At 51.2% G+C, this 25,513-nt stretch carries 7 protein-coding genes; 2 read left to right on the top strand and 5 right to left on the bottom strand.

Annotated elements, in window-relative coordinates; translation table 11 throughout:
* Nucleotides 1-18 precede the first annotated feature (18 nt).
* Both C7B65_RS17950 and C7B65_RS17955 read right to left on the bottom strand, forming a co-directional pair.
* Nucleotides 19-5,901: a non-ribosomal peptide synthetase gene (locus tag C7B65_RS17950; RefSeq protein WP_073072320.1), complete on the bottom strand. Its 5,883-nt coding sequence runs from the start codon at nt 5,899-5,901 to the stop codon at nt 19-21.
* A complete protein-coding gene (locus C7B65_RS17955) occupies nt 5,898-7,490 on the bottom strand; it encodes an MBL fold metallo-hydrolase (RefSeq protein WP_073072321.1) in 1,593 nt (530 codons plus the stop codon). Before C7B65_RS17955 ends, C7B65_RS17950 begins: the two co-directional genes overlap by 4 nt.
* A gap of 792 nt (nt 7,491-8,282) precedes the next feature.
* On the opposite strand from C7B65_RS17955, the gene C7B65_RS29660 reads away from it, so the two are divergent.
* Both C7B65_RS29660 and C7B65_RS17965 read left to right on the top strand, forming a co-directional pair.
* Nucleotides 8,283-8,507 carry an MbtH family protein gene (locus tag C7B65_RS29660; RefSeq protein WP_073072322.1) on the top strand — a complete coding sequence of 75 codons (225 nt, stop codon included), beginning with the start codon at nt 8,283-8,285 and terminating at the stop codon, nt 8,505-8,507.
* A gap of 9 nt (nt 8,508-8,516) precedes the next feature.
* Nucleotides 8,517-9,287, top strand: a complete 771-nt coding sequence (locus C7B65_RS17965; RefSeq protein WP_073072323.1) for a thioesterase II family protein — start codon at nt 8,517-8,519, stop codon at nt 9,285-9,287.
* Here C7B65_RS17965 and C7B65_RS17970 read toward each other — a convergent pair.
* The 3 genes from C7B65_RS17970 to C7B65_RS17980 are packed head-to-tail and all read right to left on the bottom strand — an operon-like array spanning nt 9,261 to nt 25,328.
* Nucleotides 9,261-14,060 carry a type I polyketide synthase gene (locus C7B65_RS17970; RefSeq protein WP_083582958.1) on the bottom strand — a complete coding sequence of 1,600 codons (4,800 nt, stop codon included), beginning with the start codon at nt 14,058-14,060 and terminating at the stop codon, nt 9,261-9,263. The genes C7B65_RS17965 and C7B65_RS17970 overlap by 27 nt on opposite strands.
* Before the next feature lie 11 nt (nt 14,061-14,071).
* Nucleotides 14,072-20,698: a type I polyketide synthase gene (locus C7B65_RS17975; protein WP_083582965.1), complete on the bottom strand. Its 6,627-nt coding sequence runs from the start codon at nt 20,696-20,698 to the stop codon at nt 14,072-14,074.
* A 22-nt stretch (nt 20,699-20,720) separates the two neighbouring features.
* Nucleotides 20,721-25,328, bottom strand: coding sequence for a type I polyketide synthase (locus C7B65_RS17980; RefSeq protein WP_073072325.1), 4,608 nt, complete (start codon nt 25,326-25,328; stop codon nt 20,721-20,723).
* Between the last annotated feature and the right edge of the window lie 185 nt (nt 25,329-25,513).

Consider the following 25,513-nt stretch of genomic DNA (forward strand, 5'->3'; position numbering starts at 1 on the left):
GGATAGTTGACATTGAACTTAATTGAATAGAGAGGATATTTTTTTTAACTTTTCCTCATCCAATTTTGCAAGCGGGAAGTCTGAAGGCTTATAATCCCCAGCATCGGCAGACTCAAAGCGATCAATAAGTGGCACTGGATCAGTGACGATCGCCTGTTGAGATGGAGCAGAAATAGTTGTATCTAGCACAGAGGCTAACTCAGCGATGGTCTGATGCTGAAATAGCTGCTTGAGCGTCAGTTGTAGCCCTGCTTGGTGAGCTTGGGCAATGACTTGAATGCTGACAATGGAATCTCCACCGAGTTCAAAGAAGTTGTTATAGATACTGACCTGCGCCAATCTCAGGACTTTTGCCCAGATGTCAGCCAGAATCTTTTCTGTAGGAGTCCTAGGTGCAACAAAGCGAGTTGCTAAATTTACCGATGCATCGGGTGCTGGCAAAGCGTGGCGATCGCATTTTCCATTGGGGGTTAGGGGCAAGGCTTCCATCTGCACAAAGGCACTAGGCAGCATATAACCGGGCAGTTTCTCACTTAAGAAGCGGCGAATTTCGCTGGTGTCAATTGATTCTGAGTCTGTAACAATATAGGCTAGCAGTCGCTTGTCACCGGGTTGGTCTTCCCGGAGAATCACTACAGTTTCTCGCACCTGGGGATGCTGTCTCAGCACCGCCTCAATTTCTCCCAGTTCAACGCGAAACCCCTTCAACTTCACCTGATGATCAATTCGACCGAGAAATTCAATCGTGCTGTCACTCAGATAGCGGGCTAAATCTCCAGTTTTATAGAGACGACTTCCCGGTTCTGGGCTAAAAGGGTTGGGAATAAATTTTTCAGCCGTCAAATCTGGGCGGTTGAGGTAACCTCTTGCCAAGCCAGCCCCACCAATGTATAGTTCACCTCTAACTCCAACTGGAACTGGTTGGAGATTACGGTCAAGAATGTAAATCTGTGTGTTCGCAATAGGACGACCAATAGGCTCTAGGTTCACTCTGCTGGGCTTAACCGGACGGCTGACGCTGTGGATAGTTGACCAGATAGTGGCTTCAGTGGGGCCATATAAGTTCCAAACAGAGGCTGCTTTTTCTAGCAACTGATCAGCAAGTGCTTGAGGTAAAGCTTCACCCCCACAAAGAATTTTCAATTGAGGGGAAACTTCCCACCCAGCCGCTTCAAGCATTCGCCATGTAGCTGGAGTGGCTTGCATAACAGTAGGCTGAGATTTAACTAACTTCTCTAACAATCTTGCTCCATCAACAGCCTCTTCATCGCTGGTCAAGGCTAATTTCGCTCCTACAATTAGGGGTAAGAAAAGTTCCAGCCCTGCAATATCAAAAGTTACGGTAGTAACTGCCAGCAAAATATCTTGGTCTGTCAAACCTGGCTGCTGTTTTATCGAATTCAAGAAGTTGGTGACAGATTCATGGGTGACTGCAACACCCTTGGGCTTTCCTGTAGATCCGGAGGTGTAAATCGCGTAAGCCAAATTTGCGGCTGTTACACCACTAACCGGATTTTCCTGACTCTCCTGGTTAATTGTCTGCCAAACTGTATCCAAACAGACCAGATGTTTGCCATAGTTGGGTAACCCAGCTTGTAACCTTTCCTGAGTCAACAATACGGATACCTGGGCATCTTTCAAAATGAAAGCTAAACGTTCTTGGGGCATCTGTGGACCTAAAGGTACATAAGCCCCGCCAGTTTTGAGAATACCAAGTAGCGTCACTACCATCTCTAGTGAACGCTCCATGTATACACCGACTAGTACTTCTGGTCTCACTCCCAATTTTTTCAGATAGTGTGCTAGCTGGTTGGCGCGGGCGTTCAATTCCCAGTAAGTTAGCTGTTGGGCATTCTGAACATCTGCAAATGCTAATGCGATCGCATTTGGCGTTTTCCTAGTCTGCACTTCAAACATCTGATGTATGCGTTGGCCAGGGGAATACTCAGTCTGGGTATGATTCCAGTCCACCAGTAATTGATGCCGCTCTACCTCTTCTAAAAAACAAAATTCTGAAATTCTTTGCTCTGGATTGGCAACAATTCCCTGAATCAAATTTTGGAAATGTCTCGCCATCCGGGCAATTGTGGCAGCATCAAATAAGTCGGTGTTGTATTCCCATTCTCCACTCAGCCCCTCTTCTGTTTCTTCCATCACCAGTGTCAAGTCAAACTTCGCTGTTGCGCTCTCATTTTTCAAGGCAGTTAGAGTCAGACCTGGAAGTTCCAATTTTCCCATTGGTGTATTATGCAAAACAAACATCACCTGGAACAGGGGACTATAGCTGAGGGAACGCTCTGGTTGTAAAACTTCCACCAACTGCTCAAATGGCAAATCTTGGTGTGCATAGGCATCCATTGCAACCTGCCGCACCCGACTCAGTAAATGTTGGAACGTTGGGTTTCCCTGCAAATCGGCACGCAATACTAGGCTGTTGACAAAGAAACCGATTAGCGACTCTACTTCCCGACGGTTGCGGTTGGCGATCGGCGAACCAACCAATATATCTTCTTGATTGCTGTAGCGCCCTAGTAGGACGGCGAATGCCGCCAGTAAGGTCATAAATAAGGTTGCCCCTGATTTCTGGCTGAGACTTTGTAACTTCTGTGTCAGGGCACGGTCAATCTGAAAATACTGGATATCTCCTTGGAAGGTTTGTACTAGTGGGCGGGTTCTGTCGATGGGCAACTCTAGCAACGGCGGTGCCCCTGCTAATTGCTGTCGCCAGTAGTTCATTTGCACTTCTAGCACTTCCCGGCTCAACCACTGCCGTTGCCAGTGGGCAAAGTCTGCATACTGGATGGTTAACTCCGGCAGTGGTGAAGGTTTTCCTTGACTGAAGGCTTCATACAGTGCCGCCATTTCTCGGATAAATATCCCGATTGACCAGCCATCAGAGACAATATGGTGCAGGGTCACCAGGAGCACATGGGACTTTTCCGCCAGCCGCAGTAAATTGACGCGCAGTAAGGGGTCTGATGCCAAGTCAAAGGGCCGCTGCTCTTCAATGCTTGCTAACCGTTGCACCTCATGGGACTGCTCTTCTGGTAACCTCTGCAAATCCACTATCGGGACAGTCACACTGAAGGTCGGTGCGATCACACTGACTACAGTCTCATTTATTAAGACAAAGCTAGTTCGCAGGATTTCATGCCGTCGAACAATTTCTTGCACAGCCATTTCTAAGGCCGTAACATTAAGCGATCCCTGAAGGTGCAAGTCCGCTGGGATGTTGTAAGTGGCGCTACTGCCCTCAAGTTGGTCGAGGAACCAGATCCGTTGCTGGGCGAAGGATAGCGGCAGGGTTCCGGTTTTGTTAATTGGCACGATCGCCAGGGTGGGCACCTCCGATCCTGTTTGGCGCAACGATTCAACTACGGCACTGAGTCCCGCGATCGTGGGGGTTTCAAATAAGTGGCGCTGGGGGATTTCCACCGCTAACACATCCCTGATCCGTGAAACCAGTTGGGTAGCTAATAGGGAATGCCCCCCAAGCTCAAAAAAATTGTCGTGGATACCGACTTTTTCCAGACCCAACACTTCTGCCCAAAGCGCCGCTAAACTGGCTTGTATCGGGGTGGTAGGTGGATCATAGCTGGCTTCTGAACTGCCAAAAGCGATCTCAGGAGTGGGGAGGGCGCGGTAATCGATTTTGCCATTGGGGGTCAGCGGGAATTCCTCCAGCAACAAAAAAGCGACTGGCAGCATATAGTCCGGTAGGATCTGACTCAACTCGAACCGCAACTGGGAACTTTCCAACTCTGGTGCGACGACATAAGCCAGGATTTCCTGGTTGTTGTCATGGGCGGTTCTGGTCACGGCTACGGACTGGGTGACTCCAGGGATGCGGTATAGCGCGGCTTCAATTTCCCCTAATTCAATCCGATAACCCCGGATTTTAACTTGTCGATCGCGCCGTCCCCCAAAGAGCAATTCGCCGTTAGCCAGCCTCCTGGCCAGATCCCCGGTTCTGTAGAGCTTTTCCCCAGGTACGAACGGATTTTCGACAAATTTGCTGGCGGTCAACTCCGGGTTGTGTAAATAGCCTCTGGCCAGTCCTTGACCCGCGACACAAATCTCACCTACGACTCCCGTGGGTACAGGTCTCAACAAGGGGTCAAGCAAGTAAACGGCGGTGTTGGGAATTGGGTTACCGAGGGGGATATCCCCTCGCTCAGGCTGCCCCGCCTCCAATTTGTAAATTGTTGTGCAGACCGAGGTTTCCGTTGGGCCGTAGGCGTTGAAATAGTCCAACTGCTGGGCGTAATGATCAGCGTCCTGTGCATAGGCAGTTTCACCCGCTGTAATCATCACCCGCAGATGCTGAAACTTCGGTTGCTCCAGGGCACGCAGATAAGCCGGGGGAAACGTCGCAACTGTGACTTTTTGGGCATCCAGGTAAGCGAGGAACTGCTGGCGATCGACAAGCGTGGCCTTGTCTACGAGAACCACCGTCGCCCCAGAGAACAGGGCCATAAATATCTCTGACAGCGACGCATCAAAAGAGGAATTGGCAAACTGCAAGATCCGATCGCTGGGCTGAATATCAAAGGCATCGATTTGGGCGATCGCCATGTTGACAAAGCTGTGATGTTCTACTGTCACCCCTTTGGGTATGCCTGTAGAGCCGGAGGTATAGATGATATACGCCAGGTCAGAGGGCTGACTGAGGGATGCAGGAGGGTGGGTGATCTGCTTCAGTTGGGACAACTGGATATCCATCGCAAACATGGGAATATCCAACAGATTTTGCAGTTGGGGCAGGCTGTCTAGCTCCATCAGCAAAACCTTCGGAGCCGCATCTCGGATGAGAAATTCCAAGCGATCGCTGAACGTGTCCGGGTCAATGGGCACATACGTCCCACCTGCTTTGAGAATGGACAGCAAGCCAATGATTAAGGATTCGCTACGCCCCAGCATTACTCCAATCGGCTCATCCGGTTGGATGTCGTACTGAGTGCGGAGATGATCAGCGAGTTGATTGGCTTGAACGTCGAGTTCCTGGTAAGTGAGGCTACGGCTGGGGGTTTGAATGGCAATATTGTCTGGCGTTTTTAATACCTGAGCGGCAAACCGTTCATGGATCGTTTGTGGTTGCCGCTCCATACGATCGCCGACAGCCCAATCCTGCACAAGCTTGGTTTGTTCTGCGGGCGACAAAATTTCCAGATGAGCCAGAGGGGTATCAAGTTGCGTATACGCTGAAAATAAATGTTGTAACTGTTGAGCAAAGCCCTGCACAAACGCGCGATCGCAGTGTCTGGGGTTGTAGCGCCAGGTCAAGTGCAGAGCTGAGTCTTTGTGAATCTCGATTACCCAGTCATAGGGACTTAGATCAGGACATGACCCATGAATCTCCGGCAGCCACACGACGACATTGGTCGCCAGATTCTCTTTGGTTTGATCGGTGGCAATCATTTCCCGATACGGGAAACCTTGATAGCTGTAACTTTGAGAAACGATTTGGGAAACGGTGGAAATAAAGGTCTTTAAAGATGTTGTTTCATTCACTTGAAACAGCAAACTCACTGACTCTCCCATCGCTTCACCGAACTCTTGAACGGCCAGCACAGGGGAATCAATCAAAATAGTGGGCTGTCCAGTATAGCGACTGAATAAATAGGTCAGCGCTGAAACAATGACAATATAGGTCGCCAGGAGATCTTGTTTGGCGATTGTGTCAAGGGTCTGTGTCGCACTGGCATCCAATTCAAAGGGATAGGTTTCTTTCACATTCCAGCAAGAGCCATCCGGTTCAACAGGGCTTTCTAGCAGAAAAGTGCCTTCTAGGCGGAAAGGGGCTTCCAGTTGGGCGAGTTGTGCCCTCCAAAAATCGGCATGGGGCTGATAGTTTTTTCCTGTGTAATGCCACAGGTTTTGTTGCAATCGGGTCTGGCTCATAGCACAACCTCTTTTTTCCCAAACAGGAATTCAGCAGATATCCCTCTGGATTTACACTCACTGATTAAGCGCTGCAATTGAACCATGGGATTAGCATCCTCTTGTAGCTCCAGCCCTAAAATGTATTGCAGCCAAGGCTCCTGTCCCATGGCGTAAACATACATCTGCTGAGGATGGAAGCGATCGACCAACTGCATCCCCTCCCTATAGTTACAACCCCGACCCAGGCGGCTTTGATCCATCGGTCTCGGTAAAGGTGATTTAAACAACGGGCCATAAACCCAGGAAGGCGGTGAGCCGTCGCATTCCATCCCCAGAAAAATGAGATCGACATCTCCGGTGTAATTGTGAATGCGGTCATACAAGACTGGATCGATACTGCAAGAATCTGCCTGTACCAATATGGAATGATCCAACAAGCGCACTAAATAAGTCAGTTTGCTGCGGACTAACAGGTCATGATGCTCTCCCAGAAACGGCAGTCCAACAATCACCCCTCCGGGAATTTCAATCTCGTCCAGTTCTCTGAGTTCAATCACATTCTTGAAGCCGAGATATTTCAGCATCAGCCCCAGAGATGGATCTTGCAGCGCACCTTCACAGTTGCGACCCACGACAATATGACCGACTTTATGCCGCAACTGCATCAATGTTTCCGGCAAACAGTGATCTTGATGGCTATGAGTGATCAGTACATAATCAATCCAGTCGGGTAAATCTTGATAGGTGTACCGGGGAATATCTGAATCATAAGTATAGCTAATGACCGGATCGAACAGAATACTGACCTCCCGCGTCTCAATGAGCAAACAGGCATGACCGAAATACCGAATGCGGACACGATCGCCCGTATACTTTTCCTGACTTGGTGGAGGTGCTTCAGTAAAAAATGATCTGAATAGTTCTGGGTTCGTAATCTCAACGTCTAGCTGACTGCAAATATAGTCATAATCTTGCGGGGTTGACCTCATCTTAAACAGTTCATCCAATCCCGGATGAGCAAACGGAATCGGTAAATGAGCGTAGTTCTCCTGCTTTAGCCTGGGTGTACTGAAAATGAATGGGCGACTGCGATCGTGCTTCACCTGAGACAGTCCCATACTTTGACACGTCACATCGTAAAAGGGGCTGCGGTAGAGCAACTGTTCAAAAAATCTGAATGTAGGATTGTTGTTGAGGTCGTAGCTGAGTTCCACATATCCTTGCAGGATCTCTGGGACTTTGGCGTAAAGCGATTCCAAGCTATACCCCTTGGCATCGCGACTCAAGAGATTTTCCAATTCTTTAACGGCATGGACAAACTCGATTAAGTGTCCGTGGCGTTCCTGCGTGTGTTGCAACAGATCCTTCACTTCATCGACTCTGGAACTATCTAGGGCAATGAAAGGGCCGCTCTGCATGGCTAGGTTTTTCAAAGCCAGGATATGAAGTTGGGGCGAATTGATGTATGAGGTCATGATAGCCAGATGGCGATCGACCAGATTCATCGCCGCTGTAGCCGGGGGGATCAGTAATACCCAAGCCACCCACAAATTGAATAGGGGTTCAACCTGAACATCCTGCCTGAAATACAATTTTGGGTTCGGCATCTACGCTAACCTAGCAACGTCTATATAACCTTGACATCCTCTAGATATCTCTGTTAAGCAGAAACTACTTGTGGCTCCGTTAAGGTAGCTTTTACTTTCGTATATGACTAATTCATCGTTGTTGTAGCTGAGCGAACTTTCGTATTGCTCTCATCAGGACGACGAGTAAAAGCGAAAATCAACCCTATTGGCTTCTGAATGTAAATCAGAAGTAACCTAAAAATATCCGATCTTGTGAAGATAATAACTCATAAGCCGAAGAATCCAGTAATCGTTAGAAGAATCTAATGTAAACCTTGTCCTAGCAACAACCCGCTCTGCAATGAATTGCGGGCGGGATGGCGGGGTACTGAGAATGGTGCCAAACCTCAGTAATGTAACTCTATGTAACGATTTTGTCTATGCGATCGCTGACAATCTTATAGTACTAAGGATTTTCTAATACCTCAGAAGATCTTGTATTCCTGGTCACAACCCACTCTGTAACAAAGTGTGGGCTAACAGAATTAAGCTTTCGTAGGCTGGGTTGAAGCAGGAAACTCAACATTTTTAGAGCGTTGGGTTTCTTACCTCAAACCAATCTACACAGTAGACCTCCTGCACAAATCCGGGAACGCCCCCTAAATCCCCCAGAATGGGGGACTTTGAAACCGCAAGTCTTCTCAAAGTCCCCCAGAATGGGGGATTTAGGGGGCACAAGCCGACCTAAACGGAGCAAGATCTGAGAGAGCTTATATCGAGAATTTTATTCATGCAGGAGGTCTAGTGAATTCATACTCTATAGAAAAGCAGATGAATCAAGAGAGTAGCGAGGATCCAACACTTTACAGAGTAGTTGTGAACCATGAACAGCAGTATTCTATCTGGCCAGTCGATCGCGAAAATGCCCTTGGCTGGACAGATGCAGGTAAAAGTGGTTCCAAAGACGACTGTTTAAGTTATATCAAGGACGTATGGACTGATATGCGACCGCTCAGTCTCCGTCGGCAAATGGAGAAAGCATCTGGGGAATCCTAGTTTTACTTCATGGCACCGACCTTTGACTCCTGGGTAAAATATCTCAAACCCAATCCCCAAGCCAGCCTGCGCCTGTTCTGCTTTACCTTTGCAGGGGGTTGGTCTGCTACATTTCGCACCTGGCCAGATGGCTTACCAGAATATGTCGAGACGTGTGCTATTGAACTGCCTGGACGCGGAACTCGATTAAAGGAGATCCCATTAACCAGTTTTCCACTGCTCGTTGAGGCGATTGCGCTAGTTCTTCCGCCTCATCTAGACAAACCGTTCGCCTTCTTCGGTCACAGTATGGGTGGGCTAATCTGTTTCGAGGTGGCCCGTTTCCTCAACAAACATTACGATCGGGAACCCGTTCACCTGTTCGCTTCCGGTTGTCGATCGCCGCAACTGCCCGCCCTTAAACCGCCTATCCATACGTTGCCAGAAGCCGCATTTTTGGAGGAACTACGTAACCTCAATGGGACTCCCCAGGTGGTTTTGGAGAACGCCGAATTGAGGCAACTATTGTTGCCTGTCTTGCGTGCTGATTTTGCTGTCTTTGAAACCTATACTTACACTACCGATTCACCCCTTAACTGTTCCATTACGGCTCTGGGTGGTTTACACGATCCGGAAGTCAGCGCCGAACAGATGACAGGCTGGCGAGAACAAACTACCGCGTCCTTCTCCCTGCATCTGCTTCCCGGTGATCACTTTTTCCTGCAATCAGCCCAGCCCCTCCTGCTCCAAATCATCTCTCAAAAGCTGCACCAGTTAACGTCGGTACAGAGTTTCAGGTAAAAATCCTCCTTTTTGCAGTTCCTCTACGCTATTCTTGACAGCCTGAATCAAATACTCAATATCTGCATCGGTATGTGCAGTTGACAGAAAACAGTTACGCCCTTCCCAGATGTAAACCCCGTTGAACAGCAGGTGATAAAACAGCAAATCCAGATTACCTGAAAATGAAAAGCGAAACAGGGAGCCAAAATGGATGATACGGATGGGGACATTTTCAGTTTTAAAGTAAGTATTCAACGTTTCCGCGAACTGTGACGTGCGCTGATTTAACTGCTGCGTCAGGCGATCGCCTTGTTGTTTAAGCTGCTGCAGCACCGCCCTGGCAGCGTTCATTGTGATATGGTTTTTGTTGAAGGTTCCGGCGAAAAATGTCTTCTCTGCCTGGGGGTAGGAAGCGTCTCCATACTGCCACACCCCCCCGTCGATCGCATTCATGTAGAGAGCCTTGCCTGCAACAACCCCGATCGGCATTCCACCTCCGACAATTTTGCCGTAAATGGTAATGTCTGCTGCAACCCCAAACCAGGCTTGTGCCCCGCCCGGATGGATGCGGAAGCCTGTAAGAACTTCATCAAAGATCAGCGCTATTCCTGTGCTCTGTGTTAATTGCCTTAATTGCTGTAGAAAGGCTTTGGGTTGTAAATCGGGGCGGCGACTTTGCACGGGTTCAACCAGCACTGCGGCTAGTTCGTGTGCGTGGGCCTGCAAAATATCCAGGGATCTGGGATTGTCGTAATCCAGGACTAGAACGTCTTTAACGGCTTGCGGCGATACTCCTGGCACCATTGGTACAGTATTGATCCCGGCAGTATTGATCCCAGCATTCGATGCTGTCGCCAAAACGCCGTCAAAATGCCCGTGATAAGAATTCGCGAATAGAGCAATCTTGTTGCGACCCGTCACGGTGCGTGCCAGACGGAGGGCTAACATTACGGCTTCTGTTCCGGTGTTGCAGAATGCCGCCCGTTCCATACCCGTCAATTCGCAAATTAGCTGGGCTACTTCTCCGGCCAGATTTGACTGTGGCCCAATTTGTATCCCGTGTTTGATTTGCTGTTCTATAGATGCAGTAATAAAGGGTGGGTTGTGACCAAACAGCAGCACACCAAATCCCATTGTGATGTCAACATACTCGTTGCCATCCACATCCCAAAATTTGCAGCCCTGCGCTCGCTCCCCAATGATCGGATAAAGCATTTCTTTGATCGAAGGCCGAAAACCTGCTACCGATCGACTGTCCGCTAAAACCTGACGATAGGCTTGCGATCGCTGTTTTGATGTTTGAGTACGATGAGTATATTTAACGATGAGTGAATCTAAGTGCTGCTGTTGTTGTGGATTGAGACTTTTAGGTTGCGTTTCTGGCTTGAAATGAGGGGTCGATAAATGAGCGGTGGAGTCTGAGGGGCGATCGCTGAATGGCAAAAATCCATTCTTGGATACTGGCTCCTTCTCGGTTATGAAACTGTTTCCAGAGAGAAGCTGTAACTGTTGAGACATCAATTCAATCTGCTGCTGAATCACCAGTCTTATGTCATCAGGAGTGACTTCTAATTCTCCAGAAACCTGGACATCAAGCATTCCTGGCTTTGTCGGTATAGTCGTTGCGTTCCGTGCGACTGGCTGGGCAGACTGGAATTGAGATTGGTGGAGTTGAGGTTGAAGTGAATTTGTCGCCGCCCAAGTTGGAGGTAAATGTTGGTCAATGTGGGTTGCCAAAGCATCAATGGTTGTCAACTGTTCAAATAGTTGGCGAATCGCAATTTTAATGCCAAATATCTGTTCGATCGTTTGTACAGCATCCATGAGAACAATCGAATCTGCACCCATTTCCAGAAACGCCGCATGAGGTTCTACTTCCGATGGCTGAGATCGCAGTAGTTCTGCAATCGTGGACTGTAAGATCGCCAGAATTCGGTCTTTTTGAGTCATGCTGGGATGTTCAGTGATCTGAGGCTCTGGTCTATTTTCGCCTGATGGTTGTTCATTGAGTTCATTGCTCTGCTTCATAGCTGCATTTGTGTTTTCAAACCAATAACGTTGGCGCTGAAAGGGATAGGTGGGAAGTGACAGCCAATGTCTGGAGTAGCCGCGATCGAATTCAGGCCAGTTAACACCGATCCCCCGGACATATAAAGCAGATAAGCTCTCTAATAAGACTCGCCAATCCTCTTGTCCCGGCGCTAAAGAGGGCAACCAGATTGCTGGAACATCTTGTTGGCAACCTTTGCCTAAACTTGACAGGATCGGTTTCGGGCCAATTTCTACAAATAGTTCACAGCCTTGCTGAAACATTGTGTGGATTCCTGCCGTAAATCTCACGGCAGATCGCGAGTGATGTCGCCAATATTGGCTACCTGGTGGTTGTTCAGGCGACATCATCTGACCCGTTAAGTTGGAAATCAGCGGGATGGCTGGAGCATGAAACGTGATTTGACTCGCAGCTTGTTCAAGGTCGTCCAAAATGGGTTGCATGGCGGGGGAATGGAACGCATGAGAGACATTTAAGGCTCGCGTTGCCACTCCCCTGGACTGCAAGCTCGCCTGCACCCTCTCCAGCGCGGGTCGCGCTCCCGAAATCACCACATGAGCGGGCCCGTTAATTGCGGCGATCCCTAATCCAGACTGGTCGGGCATCAGCTCCTCGACCACGGCAAGCGGCGCAAACACCGCCATCATTCCCCCCGTCTGCGGCAGCGATTGCATTAACCGCGCCCGCGTCGCCACCAACTTCAGGGACTCTGCCAGCGTGAACACCCCCGCCACCGTGGCTGCCACATACTCCCCTAAACTGTGCCCCATCACCACATCCGGTACAATGCCCCAAGAGCGCCACAATTGGCAGAGGGCATACTCTAAAGCAAACAAGGCGGGTTGCGTATAAGCCGTTTGGTCAATCGGCGAGGACGCTCCCGGTCGGGGATAAAGCACCTGTAGCAGGGGCGGGTCGAGGTAAGGTCGGAGCAGGGTGTCGCAGTCCTCCAGCGTTTGCCGAAAAATCGGTTGAGTTTCGTAAAGTTGTCGTCCCATGTGGACATATTGACTGCCCTGCCCTGTAAACAGAAAGGCAATTTTAGGGGGGGAGTTGCCCGGAGACTGAGCGGCTGGGAGGGGTGCCGCTGCAACTGGATAGACCATCAGTTTGTCCACGGCTTCCGCGATCGTTGCTGCGACGATGCTGAGGCGGTAGGGAAAGTGGGAACGACCGCCAGCGGCGGTAAAGCAAACATCACTCAAGGGGAGGTCGGGATGGGATTGCAGATGGTGAGCGTAGCGGTGGGCGAGTTGGAGTAGGGCGTTGGGAGTTTTGGCCGAGAGGGCGAGCAGATGCAGGGGACGCTCCCGCTCCCTTTCCCCCGGTTCTGGAGCGGTGGGCGAGTCGGGAGGGGCGGCTTCCAGGATGAGATGGGCGTTGGTGCCACTAAACCCAAAGGAACTGACTCCTGCCAAGCGTTTCTGACCACCCGGCCAGGGCCTGGCGGCGGTGGGGACAAGCATCGGGAGTTGCTCCCAATTAACGTGCGGGTTGGGCTGAGAGAAGTGGAGGTGAGGGGGAATTTCTTGATGTTGCAGCGAGAGCACGACTTTGATTAATCCGGCAATCCCGGCTGCGGCTTCCAAGTGCCCAATGTTCGTTTTGACTGAGCCAATCACCAAGGGTTGCTCTGGGGAACAGTGTTTGCCAAACACCTCAGCCAATGCCTCTATCTCAATGGGATCGCCCAAGGAGGTTCCAGTTCCATGAGCCTCAATGTAGCCGATTTGCGCTGGCTCAACTCCCCCATTGGCGAGAGCCTGACGAATTACCGCGACCTGAGATGGTCCATTGGGAACAGTTAAGCCACCACTTGGCCCATCCTGGTTCACCGCCGATCCGCGAATTAAGGCCAGAATTTTGTCGCCGTCCGCGATCGCATCTGAGAGGCGCTTCAGGACAACTACACCACACCCTTCGCCTCGGACGTAGCCGTCTGCTTGAGCGTCAAACGTTTTACAGCGACCATCCGCCGCCATCATTCTAGCTTTGGAAAAATTGATGCTCGGTTCTGGCGAGAGGATCAGGTTTACGCCAGCAGCTAGGGCCAAACTGCACTCTCGCAGGCGCAAACTCTGACAGGCTAGATGGACGGATACCAGGGAAGCCGAACAAGCCGTATCTACACACAGGCATGGGCCCGTTAACCCCAAGCTATAGGACAAACGTCCAGCCGCCACGCTAAGAGAGTTACCCGTACCAAAGTAGGCATCGATATGCGTGGCATCACCCGCTTGCCAGAGGACTTTCGTGTAGTCACTGGTGCTCATGCCCACAAATACGCCCGTGGAACTGTTGAATAACTTGTCAGGAACCTGATTGGCGTGTTCCAGGGCTTCCCAACTGACTTCCAGAAGCAGGCGTTGCTGCGGGTCTAGACTGATCGCTTCTCGTGGGGAGATATGGAAAAATTTGGCATCAAAGGCATCTACCTGAGGCAAAAAACCCCCGTAGCGAGTAGACATCTTGCCGGGAGCCTCTGGATTGGGGTCATAGTAGGCGTTGATGTCCCAACGGTCTGGAGGAACTTCGCGAATCGCATCTACCCCATTTCGCAGCAGTTGCCAGAAAGCATTTGGGGTATCAGCCCCCGGAAACCTGCTGCCTAAACCCACGATCGCGATCGCTTCAGTCTTGGCCTGTTCTAAAGCCTGGAGCTTGGATTGCAGTTTTTCCAGTTTCAGCAGGGCATTTTCCATTAACGCCCGATAGTCTATGCCTGTTGAGCTTTGGCTCATGTTCACCTCGTTTAATCCAAACTTGCCAATTTTTTAGCCAATAAGTCTGCGAGTTCTTCTTGAGACAGTTCTTTCAAAGTTGCTGATAACTCCGTGTCCTCTGCAAGGGGGGGTGATTCCGGGCTGAGTGGCGGGGAAAGCTCCAGGGACAGGACATCCTCCAAATACTCGACTAGCGCTTCCACGGTGGGGTAATCAAAGATCAACGTTGAGCGCAAAGATTTGCCCAGATCGCGTTCAAAGCAATTTTTTAATTCAACCGCGACGAGCGAGTCCAGACCCAGATCAAATAATCGTTGGCGCGGCTCTATTTGCTCCCATGACTTTAACCCAACAACCCTGGCAATTTGAGAACGAATATACGTCATCAATAGAATTTTGCGTTCTTTGAAGGGAGCGTCCTTTAACTGCTGGAGGAATTCGGGTTGCTGCGCCTGGGATTGGTCAGAAGCAGCAGTGCAATGCTCCAGAAGCGGTAAATCCAGCCCTTGAGGAAGTTGCTTGAGAAACTTCGCCCAATTCACAGATAAGACCCCTACCTGAGTTGCAGGGTGTTCCAGCAACTGGGCAAGCACTTGCAATCCTTGCTCAGGCTTGATGGCACTGATCCCCAAAGCTGCCCAGCGATCGCGATCGCGAGGCGTCATTTCCTCTGCCATCCCAGCCGTTGCCCAAGGGCCCCAATTGATGCTCAAGCCTGGTAGTCCTAATGCTCGACGGTAATGCATTAAGGCATCCATAAAGGCGTTGGCTGCGGCATAGTTGCCCTGTCCCGGTGAGCCAAGCAGGGCAGCGCTGGACGAAAAACAGATAAAACAGTCTAAGGGCAGTTCCTGGGTCAATACATGCAGATTCCAGGCTCCTGTGATCTTGGGTGCCATCACCGAGCTAAAGCGTTCCCAGGTTTGACTGAGCAATACTCCATCTGCCAAAACTCCCGCCGCATGGATGATTCCTCGCAGGGGTGGCATGGATGCCTGCACCTCCGTCAAAACGCGGGACACCTCGTCCCGGATAGCCACATCCGCCTTGCAGATTTTGACATTGGCTCCAGCCTGCTGTAATTCAGCGATCGTAGCCTGGGCTGCCTGAGATGCCGCCTGCCGCCCCATTAAGACCAGATGGCGGACTCGTCGCTCTACTACTAACCAGCGAGCTACCTGCAAACCCAGAGCACCTAACCCACCTGTAATTAAATAGCTGCCCTCCCCCTGCCTTGCTTGCGGCATGGAAATCACGACTTTGCCCACGTGCTTGGCCGTTTGCATATAACGAAAGGCATCGACCACCTGATGAATCGGAAATGCTTTGTAATTTAACGGCTTGAGAGTACCGTGCTTGAACTCCTCCATCAATTCCTCAAGCATCGAGGCAATTAAACCAGGATTCTGTAGAGAGAGTTCTAATAAGTCGAAGGCAAAATAGGACGCATCAGGTCTTTGGGACTGCACCTGGGTTTGATCCCAAATGCCGATTTTGCCAATTTCGACAAATCGCCCTCCTTGCCCTAAAACCTCAAGGCTCTTGGGAATGAACTCCCCATTCAGGCTATTAAGAACAATGTCCAACCCTTGTCCGTCAGTGGCTGTCATGACTGCTTCAGCAAAGTCCAGGGTGCGGGAGTTCATTACCTGGGTTACCCCAGTTGATTTGAGAAATTCCCACTTGCTGGGGCTGGCTGTAGCAAAAATTTCTGCCCCCACCCGTTGAGCTAACTGGACTGCGGCCTGTCCAACCCCGCCAGCCGCCGCGTGAATCAAGATTCTGTCTCCGGGTTGCATTTTAGCTTGGTAATGCAAGCCATAGTAAGCCGTTAAGAAGGGGGTCAAAATCGTAGCTGCGGCTGCAAAACTCAGGTCTGGGGGTTTGGGAACAACAAAATCTGCTTTGACGGTGACAAAACTACTCAGACTGCCCAGGGCCATGACAGCCATCACTTCATCACCCACTTGAAACCTGGAAACCTGTTTGCCCACGGCCACAACCCTGCCCGCACACTCCCCGCCAAAGGGAATGTCGATCGCCGCATCAATCCCTTGCTGCTGCGTATAGGCTTGGAGCAGTCCGAGGGCATTGAGGACATCTCTAAAGTTCAGTCCACAGGCGCAAACTTCAATTTCCACCTCCTCTGGTTCCGGGGCGCGGCGGGTCATCGGTGCCAAGGTGAGATTTTCCAGAAGTCCGTAACTGGTTATTTTGACCTGGAAGGGTTCAGTCGGAAACTCCAGCATTTTTGCTTGACGTTCACCCGCGCCCGATCGAGACCTAACCAGTCTAGGAACATAGCGAACTCCCTGTCTGTAGGCAATCTGGTCTTCTCGATCGGGCGATCGTAATTCTTCCAACAGGGTCAGAACTTCAGTTTGATCTACCGCTGGGTCTAAATCGAGTCGCACACACCGCAGATCAGAATGTTCCAGGGCAATGACGCGCCCCAGCCCCCAGAGAGGCGCTTGCTGAATGTGCGGGAGCTGGCTTTCCCCGATCGGTTGAGTTCCCCTGGTCACTAACCATAAGCGGGGGATCACGGCGGGGTTCGTTTGGACAAGACTTTGCAATAAATGCAAAACACTGCCACAGCTTTGTGCTTGCGCGTCCTCTAAGCTTGCCAGGGTGATGTCTGGTAACGAGTCCTCTAGGCTCCACAGAAAAATCACGCCGCTATAGAACTGTGAGTGATCGTCCTGGCTATCCAGCAGCAATTGCTGAAAATCTGCCGGGTTGGTCGGATTAATTTGATACTCGTCTGCGGCTAATCTGGCATACCCTAGACCAGGGGACACTAAGACACAGCGATCGCCCTTATCCCTGAGGTAGGTAGCCAGCGTCCTGCCGATTTCTCCTGGGTCAACAAACAGCAGCCAATGACTCAATTGTCCGGATGGTAAGGGCGGGTGTTTGGCACTGCGCTCCTGAACCTGCCAAGTGGTTTCATACAACCAGTGGCTCAGGTCTTCTTGCTGAAGAACTTGTTGCAAGGCTTGACGAGTGATACTTCGGAGGGTTAAGCCCTCTAACTGGGCCACCATATTGCCGCTCTCATCCAACAGTTGGACTGTAGCCGTTACGGTCTTTTGCTGCCAGCCCTCAACCTGGCAGATCTTCAGTTGAGTCCACAAATGGGTGCTGGGACGACGATACAACTGTAAGCGCTCTACCCCCACTGGAATATAGACGGCTTGTTGGTCAGCCTCAGCCAGAGCTGTGCCTACGACCTGGAAACAGGCATCCAACAATATTGGGTGCAGTTTGTAGGCTTCTGCCTCTAAAATCAAGGGTTCTGGTAAGCGAATTTGCGCCAATGCTTGTCCTGGATGCCGCCAGAGCTTATCAATGGCCTGGAAACTGGTACCATAATCGACTCCCTGCTGGCGTAACTGCTGGTAATACTGGTTTGTAGATACGGCTTCCGTATATTGGGCCTGTAAGGCCGCTAAATTCACTTGAGGGGGTGAGTTTTTGGGGTCTTCAACCAGGTTGCCAAAAGCATGGAGTGCCCAGTAGGACTCAGAATTGTTTTCGTCAACATTGAGGCTATAAACCTGCCAGGAAAATGTCTTTGAGTTTTCTGTCTTTGAGTCTTCGGGTTTCAGAACTACGTGGAGGGTTTTGTCGGCATCGCCTAGCATCAGAGCCTGCTGAATGACGGTTTCCTGTAGCCTCAAGTTGTTCGAGTTGCAAACCACAGCCCCAGCCGCTAGTGCCATTTCTAGATAAGCCGTGGCTGGCAAAATTACTTGCTGGTAAAGGCGATGATGTGCAAGATAGGCAGGAGAATCTTGACTAAGGGTAGACTCAAAACGAATCTCTTCAGTGCCGGGTAAATGCAACCGTTGCCCCAACAGAGGATGCAGGCGGGGAGCAGTACTGCTTGCCCGGAATGAAGATGGATTGGCTCCGGGTGTAGCTGTCTTCACCCAATAGCGCTCTCGCTGAAACGGATAGGTGGGCAAGGCAACTCGACGACGGGGACAGTCTTGATCAAAACCAGACCAGTCTACCTTGGCTCCACACCGATACAACTCTCCCAAACTTTGTAGCAACGGTTGCCAGTCTGCTTGACCGAAATGCAGGCTGGGCAACCAAACTCCAACTGCTGCTGGCAAGCAATGCCGAGCCATTTCTAAGAGGATAGGCTTGGGGCCGATCTCGACAAAGATTTCAATTCCTTGCTGATACAGCGTGTCTATACTGCGAGCAAATTGGACAGATTGCCGCAAATGAGCAACCCAATATTCAGGAGTGGCGATCGCTGACGTTGCCACTTCTCCCGTCACATTAGAGATTAAGCGGATTTGTGGCTGGGCATAGGTTACTGCTTTGGCAGCTTGTTCAAGGTCGTCCAAAATGGGTTGCATGGCGGGGGAATGGAACGCATGAGAGACATTTAAGGCTCGCGTTGCCACTCCCCTGGACTGCAAGCTCGCCTGCACCCTCTCCAGCGCGGGTCGCGCTCCCGAAATCACCACATGAGCGGGCCCGTTAATTGCGGCGATCCCTAATCCAGACTGGTCGGGCATCAGCTCCTCGACCACGGCAAGCGGCGCAAACACCGCCATCATTCCCCCCGTCTGCGGCAGCGATTGCATTAACCGCGCCCGCGTCGCCACCAACTTCAGGGACTCTGCCAGCGTGAACACCCCCGCCACCGTGGCTGCCACATACTCCCCTAAACTGTGCCCCATCACCACATCCGGTACAATGCCCCAAGAGCGCCACAATTGGCAGAGGGCATACTCTAAAGCAAACAAGGCGGGTTGCGTATAAGCCGTTTGGTCAATCGGCGAGGACGCTCCCGGTCGGGGATAAAGCACCTGTAGCAGGGGCGGGTCGAGGTAAGGTCGGAGCAGGGTGTCGCAGTCCTCCAGCGTTTGCCGAAAAATCGGTTGAGTTTCGTAAAGTTGTCGTCCCATGTGGACATATTGACTGCCCTGCCCTGTAAACAGAAAGGCAATTTTAGGGGGGGAGTTGCCCGGAGACTGAGCGGCTGGGAGGGGTGCCGCTGCAACTGGATAGACCATCAGTTTGTCCACGGCTTCCGCGATCGTTGCTGCGACGATGCTGAGGCGGTAGGGAAAGTGGGAACGACCGCCAGCGGCGGTAAAGCAAACATCACTCAAGGGGAGGTCGGGATGGGATTGCAGATGGTGAGCGTAGCGGTGGGCGAGTTGGAGTAGGGCGTTGGGAGTTTTGGCCGAGAGGGCGAGCAGATGCAGGGGACGCTCCCGCTCCCTTTCCCCCGGTTCTGGAGCGGTGGGCGAGTCGGGAGGGGCGGCTTCCAGGATGAGATGGGCGTTGGTGCCACTAAACCCAAAGGAACTGACTCCTGCCAAGCGTTTCTGACCACCCGGCCAGGGCCTGGCGGCGGTGGGGACAAGCATCGGGAGTTGCTCCCAATTAACGTGCGGGTTGGGCTGAGAGAAGTGGAGGTGAGGGGGAATTTCTTGATGTTGCAGCGAGAGCACGACTTTGATTAATCCGGCAATCCCGGCTGCGGCTTCCAGGTGCCCAATGTTCGTTTTGACTGAGCCAATCACCAACGGGTTTGCTTGAGAACGCCCTTTCCCCAAAACAGTGTCTAAAGCCCTGATTTCGATCGGATCGCCTAAAGCGGTTCCAGTGCCGTGAACCTCTACGTAGCTTATTTGTAATGGGTCTACCTTGGCTTTCGCTAGAGCCTGGGAAATCAGTGCTTGCTGCGCCTGTTTATTCGGAACGGTGAGACCGCTACTGTGACCATCATGGTTAACGGCTGACCCACGGATCACCGCCAAAATGCGATCGCTATTGGCCACCGCATCGGACAACCGTTTGAGTACTAGCATCCCACATCCTTCGCCCCGACCATACCCATCGGCGGAGGCATCGAAGGTCTTGCAGCGCCCATCCGGAGAGAGTACCCGCGCTCTGGACAGAAAAATAGTAACCTCCGGTGACAGGATTAAGTGAACCCCACCCGCCAGAGCTAAGTCGCACTCTCCAGCCCGCAAACTTTGACACGCTAAATGGACACTTACGAGCGAAGCGGAACAAGCGGTATCGATGGCTAAGTTAGGGCCTTGCAAACCCAGAATATACGACAGCCGACCTGCTGCAAATGCAAACCCATTGCCCGTCCCAGCGTATGGATCAATGTTTTCATAATGACCGGAAAACATCTGTAACTGGGCGTAATCATTCTGTCCGATCCCCACAAAAACACCCGTTTTGCTGCCAGTCAATTGGTTCGGGGCTTGTCCGGCATCTTCTAGGGCTTCCCAACTCACTTCTAATAGCAGGCGCTGCTGGGGATCTAGGCTGGCCGCTTCGCGAGGAGAAATCCCAAAAAACTGGGCATCAAATTGGTCTACCTGGGGAAGAAATCCACCATAACGAGTGTAAATTTTTCCTGGCGCGTCGGGATTTGGATCATAATAGGCATCGGTATGCCAGCGGGTCTTTGGGATCAGATCGATCGCATCCACGCCATCCCGCAATTGCTGCCAGAACGCCTCTGGATGATCGGCAGAACCAGGGAACCGACAGCCCATTCCAATAATCGCGATCGGCTCGTGTTGAGCATATTCAACAGCTTCCAGTTTGGCGGCGGCTTCATCGAGGGCAAGCAGGAGCCGTTGCTTGATAGAAACTTGATTCATGGGTTCAGAAAAATCGCTCATGTTATTTTCCCCTTAGCAGCTTTTCCAGTTTTTCCAGCCGCTCTGTAATTGAGGCATCAATATCCTCTTCTGTGAGTACGTCTACCCTCGATCGGGCGGTTGGTTTGGTTTTCGCCTTGGGCAATTGAGTGATATCTGACCCTGACGGCACGATTCGGGGTTGAGGTTCTGCTGCGGCTAATTGAACCGGATCTGCTGATCCAGTAGCCTCCCGTCGGAGGATGTCGTTTAGCAGATGCTCCACCAAATCCTGGATGGTTGCAAACTCAAACATTAAGGTTGCAGGCAACGAAGTACCCAAATGAGTATCTAAGCGGTTTTTTAGTTCCAGTACCATCAACGAGTCCATCCCCATATCAAAGAATCCCTGCTGTGGATCGGGCAGGTGTGGCGATCTCAGACCCATGATTTTGGCAACTTCCTGCTGGATATAGGCGATTAACAGGGGTTGACGATCGCAGATAGGAACGGTTTCCAGCTCCTGTAAAATCGTATGCTGCTGTGCTGACGCATTCTCCTCTGGACTGGTCACTTCATTCAGCAAGTGGGTCAGTAATGGTATTTGCTCGGCGGTAACCTGCTGCTTCAGCCGTGACCAATCCACTGAAAACACACCCATCTGAGCTATCCCCTGCTGTCCTAGCAGGTTTGTCAACGCCTGCAATCCCTGCTCCCAACTGAACCGATTCATGCCCAAAACAGCCAGACGATTTTGATAACGATCATCTAAGTTGACCACCATTCCTGTATCCGCCCACAGTCCCCAGTTCAGACTCAAACCAGGAAGCCCTTGCCTTTGTCGATAATGGGCCAAGCTATCCAGAAATGCATTGGCAGCAGCATAATTACTTTGACCTGCCGCGCCCAGTAGCGAACTCACGGAGGAGAAACAAACAAAAAAGTCTAACGGCAAACGCTGGGTGAGGGTGTGTAAATTCCAGGCACCCTGAACCTTGGGATTCATTACTTTGGCGAACCGTTCCCAGTCTTGTTGCAGCAGGATTCCATCCTCCAAAACACCTGCCGCATGAATAATGCCCTTCAGGGGTGGCATTGAGGCATTGAGTCTGTCAAAGACCCTGAGCATCTCTGTGTGGTTCGATACATCAGCCTGCGTAACCAGAATTTGAGCTTCCCCCTGCTCCAGATCCGCGATCGCAGCTTGAGTTGGGGCCGATGCGGGCCGACGGCTCAGTAAAATCAAGTGCCGAACGCCCTGCTTAACCATCCACCGAGCGACCTGCAATCCCAAAGCTCCTAAACCCCCCGTAATTAGATAGGTCGCATCGGGTCTTAGCGGCACGGCTGCTGCTGGCAACTCGCCTTTGTTGATTAAACGTGCCACATAACGGTGTCCCGATCGCCAAGCAATCTGGTCTTCACCCTCCGCAGCACAAATTTCTGTAAGCAGCATCCTTGCTGCATCTGGTTGCGTTGCGTCTAACGCTAAATCGCACAGCCCCCCCCACAATTGCGGGTGTTCTAAGGCGATGACTTTACCCAATCCCCATATAGGAGCTTGAGCAACGGCTGGAGAACCAGGTTGAGATTCCACAAACTGAGCGCCCTGCGTGACCAACCACAATCGCGGTAAGACCGACCCGTTACGCTTAACGATCGCCTGCACTAAATGCAAGATGCTAGCACAACCCAAAATTTGCACCTGCTCCAGAGCGGCAAGATTTAACTCCGGCGTTTGTTCTAATCCAACACTCCATAGATGAACCACTCCCTTCAACGGGAGGGCATTGATGAGGTCAACGTCCCGTAACAGTTGTTGAAAATTCTCAGGATCGACTGGATTGACGCTGTAAACTCCAGGTTGCTGACAGGTATAAGCATCGCCGGGATAGACAACAAAACACGTTTGTCCCTGGGAGTGTAAAATTTCTATCAGGGCATCTCCTATACCACTAGAGTCAGCGAAAATCAGCCAACTACTAGGCTTACTGTCCAGAGTAGCCGTTATATCTAGGTTTTGCTGGCGGGGTTTTGGTTGCCACTGGATTTCATACAGTCCAACGACTGAAGGTTGAACTTTTTCCGGTAATGCAGGCTGGGCTGTGTGCGGACTACTGTCTGTCGTTTCAATCCAATACCGTTGGCGCTGAAATGGATATGTTGGTACTTTTAGAGGACGACGGGCATATTCCTGGTCAAAGCCAAACCAGTCTACCTGCACCCCGCGAATGTGTAACTCCGCTAAACTTCGGAGCATTTGTTGCCAATCGTCTTTTCCCGGACGCAAACTGGGCAACCACACCATTGCTCCAGACTCCAAGCACTGCTGACCCATTTCCAACAAAGTCGGCTGAGGACCAATCTCCACAAATAACTCATACCCTAGCTGAACCAGGGTTTCCATACTCGTGGCAAATTTGACCGATCGCAACAGATGACGGCTCCAATAGTCAGGAGTCGCAATATCCTCCGTGGCGAGTTGCCCAGTGACATTAGAGACTAAGTTCATTTTCGCTGGAGAGTAAGTTACAGTTGCGGCGACTTGCTCAAACTCTGCCAGTATGGGCTGCATTAACGGAGAGTGGAACTTCACCACTATTTCTCCATCTTGAGGCAGGTTTTGCATTAAACGACCTCTTGCAGCAATTAGCTTCAGTCCATCTTCTAAGCTGAACACTCCCGCTACACAAGCTGCGACATATTCCCCCACACTCTGACCTATGACGATACCCGGTTCGATGCCCCAGGATTTCCACACCTTAACCAGGGCGTATTCAATGGCAAATAGGGCGGGTTGGGTGTAAGCGGTTGCATCGAGTAATGGCGCGGATTGTGAGTTGGGAATGTGGGGATCTGGATATAGAACTTCGAGCAGGGGGAGGTTCAGATAGGGATGTAAAAGGGTCGCGCATTCGTCTAGAGTTTGCCGAAAAATCGGTTGAGTTTCGTAAAGTTGCCGTCCCATCTCGACATACTGTGACCCCTGACCTGTGAATAAAAATACTGGCTTTGGAGGTTTCCGACTGCGAAAAACGTGACTGACTACAGATTCAGTAGGTATGCTGCTGACAAAAGCTGCTAACTGTCTCCGTAACGACCCGGTAGAGTCTGCAACTATAGCTAGACGATGATTAAACTGCGATCGCCGAGTATTGGCTGTAAAACAAATATCTGCGATCTCGGTCTGGGGTTGGTTTGCCAAAAACTCCTGATAGCGTTGGGCGAGCGATCGCAAAGCCGCTTCACTCTTGGCAGATAGGGTTAGCACATGCCAGGGACGTTCGATCGCTGCGAGATTTTGCCGCTTGAACGCCAATTGCTCCGGGCTAGACCTATCCCCAGCCCTACTATCCGGTGCTGCTTCCATAACGATATGGGCATTCGTCCCGCCAAAGCCAAAGGAACTGACTCCAGCCGCTAGAGTGCCACCATTCCCAGCCGTCCAGAGCGACAGTTGCTCCTGCACCCGTAACCGCAACTTTTCAAAATTAATGTAGGGATTGGGTTGCTGAAAATGCAAGCTGGGCGGAATCTGGCGGTGTTTGAGTGACAGAGCCACTTTAATCAACCCGGCAATCCCTGCCGCTGCTTCCAAGTGACCAATATTGCTTTTCACCGAACCGACGGCACAGTAGCTTCCAGGACGACGATTCTTGGACAATACTTTTCCCAAGGCTTTCAGCTCCATCGGGTCGCCTAACTTCGTCCCCGTGCCATGTGCTTCTATATAGCTAACCTGCTCTGGAGAAACCCCCGATCGGCGATAGGCTGACCGCAGCACAGCTTCCTGGGCGTGGGGGTTAGGAGCGGTCAGACCGTTGCTGCGCCCATCCTGGTTGATGGCGCTGCCTCGAATCACTGCGTAAATGGTATCACCATCCGCGATCGCCTGAGATAAGGGCTTCAAGACCACCATCCCTGCCCCCTCACCCCGGACGTAACCGTTTGCACGGGCATCAAAGACTTTGCAAAGTCCATCGTCCGCCATGAATCCCCCTTGGGAGAAGCTGACCGTAACCCACGGCGATAACATGATATGCACACCCCCAGCCAGTGCCATGCTGGATTCCCCATTCCACAAGCTCTGACAAGCGAGGTGAACGGACACCAGGGAAGAGGAACAGGCCGTATCAATGGCCATACTGGGCCCAGTAAAATCAAACACGTAGGAGATCCGGTGGGCGGCGATGCAGTTATTGTTGCCTGTGGCGGCGTAGGCATCAACGTTACGAGGATTTCTCATTAGCAACTCGTAGTAGTCGTAACTCGAAATGCCAACGAAAACACCAATTTCTGACCCGGCCAGACGCTCTGGAACTTGTCCGGCATCTTCCAGTGCTTCCCAAGTCACCTCCAATAAAAGTCGCTGTTTGGGATCCATACTCACCGCTTCACGGGGAGCGATACCAAAAAACTCAGGTTCAAACTGATCCACCTGATCCAAAAAACCACCCCAACGGGTATTCATTTTGTCCGGCGTGGCGGGGTTGGGATCGTAGAAGGCGTTGATATCCCAGCGATCGAGCGGTACTTCCGTAATAGCGCTCACCCCATCTTGCAGGAGTTGCCAGAAAGCGTCCGGGTCGTTGGCACCAGGAAACCGACATCCGATTCCAATAATTGCAATGGGTTCAAAGTCCGTTGCCATTTTTTCCTTCTTAATATATTTATTTCCAAGGCTGTTGATGGGGTGGTGTCCGGGCGGGTTTAGTCAGAGTCTCCAATACTCAACTACTGATAGACAAAACCCGCCCCTTGTATTGAGGGGAAGATAAGACAAAGACTTGACCACCGGGATGTAAAACAGTATCTACGATTTACGGTATAAGCTTG

This window comes from Phormidesmis priestleyi ULC007 (assembly GCF_003003695.1).
Classification (GTDB): domain Bacteria; phylum Cyanobacteriota; class Cyanobacteriia; order Leptolyngbyales; family Leptolyngbyaceae; genus Phormidesmis_A; species Phormidesmis_A priestleyi_A.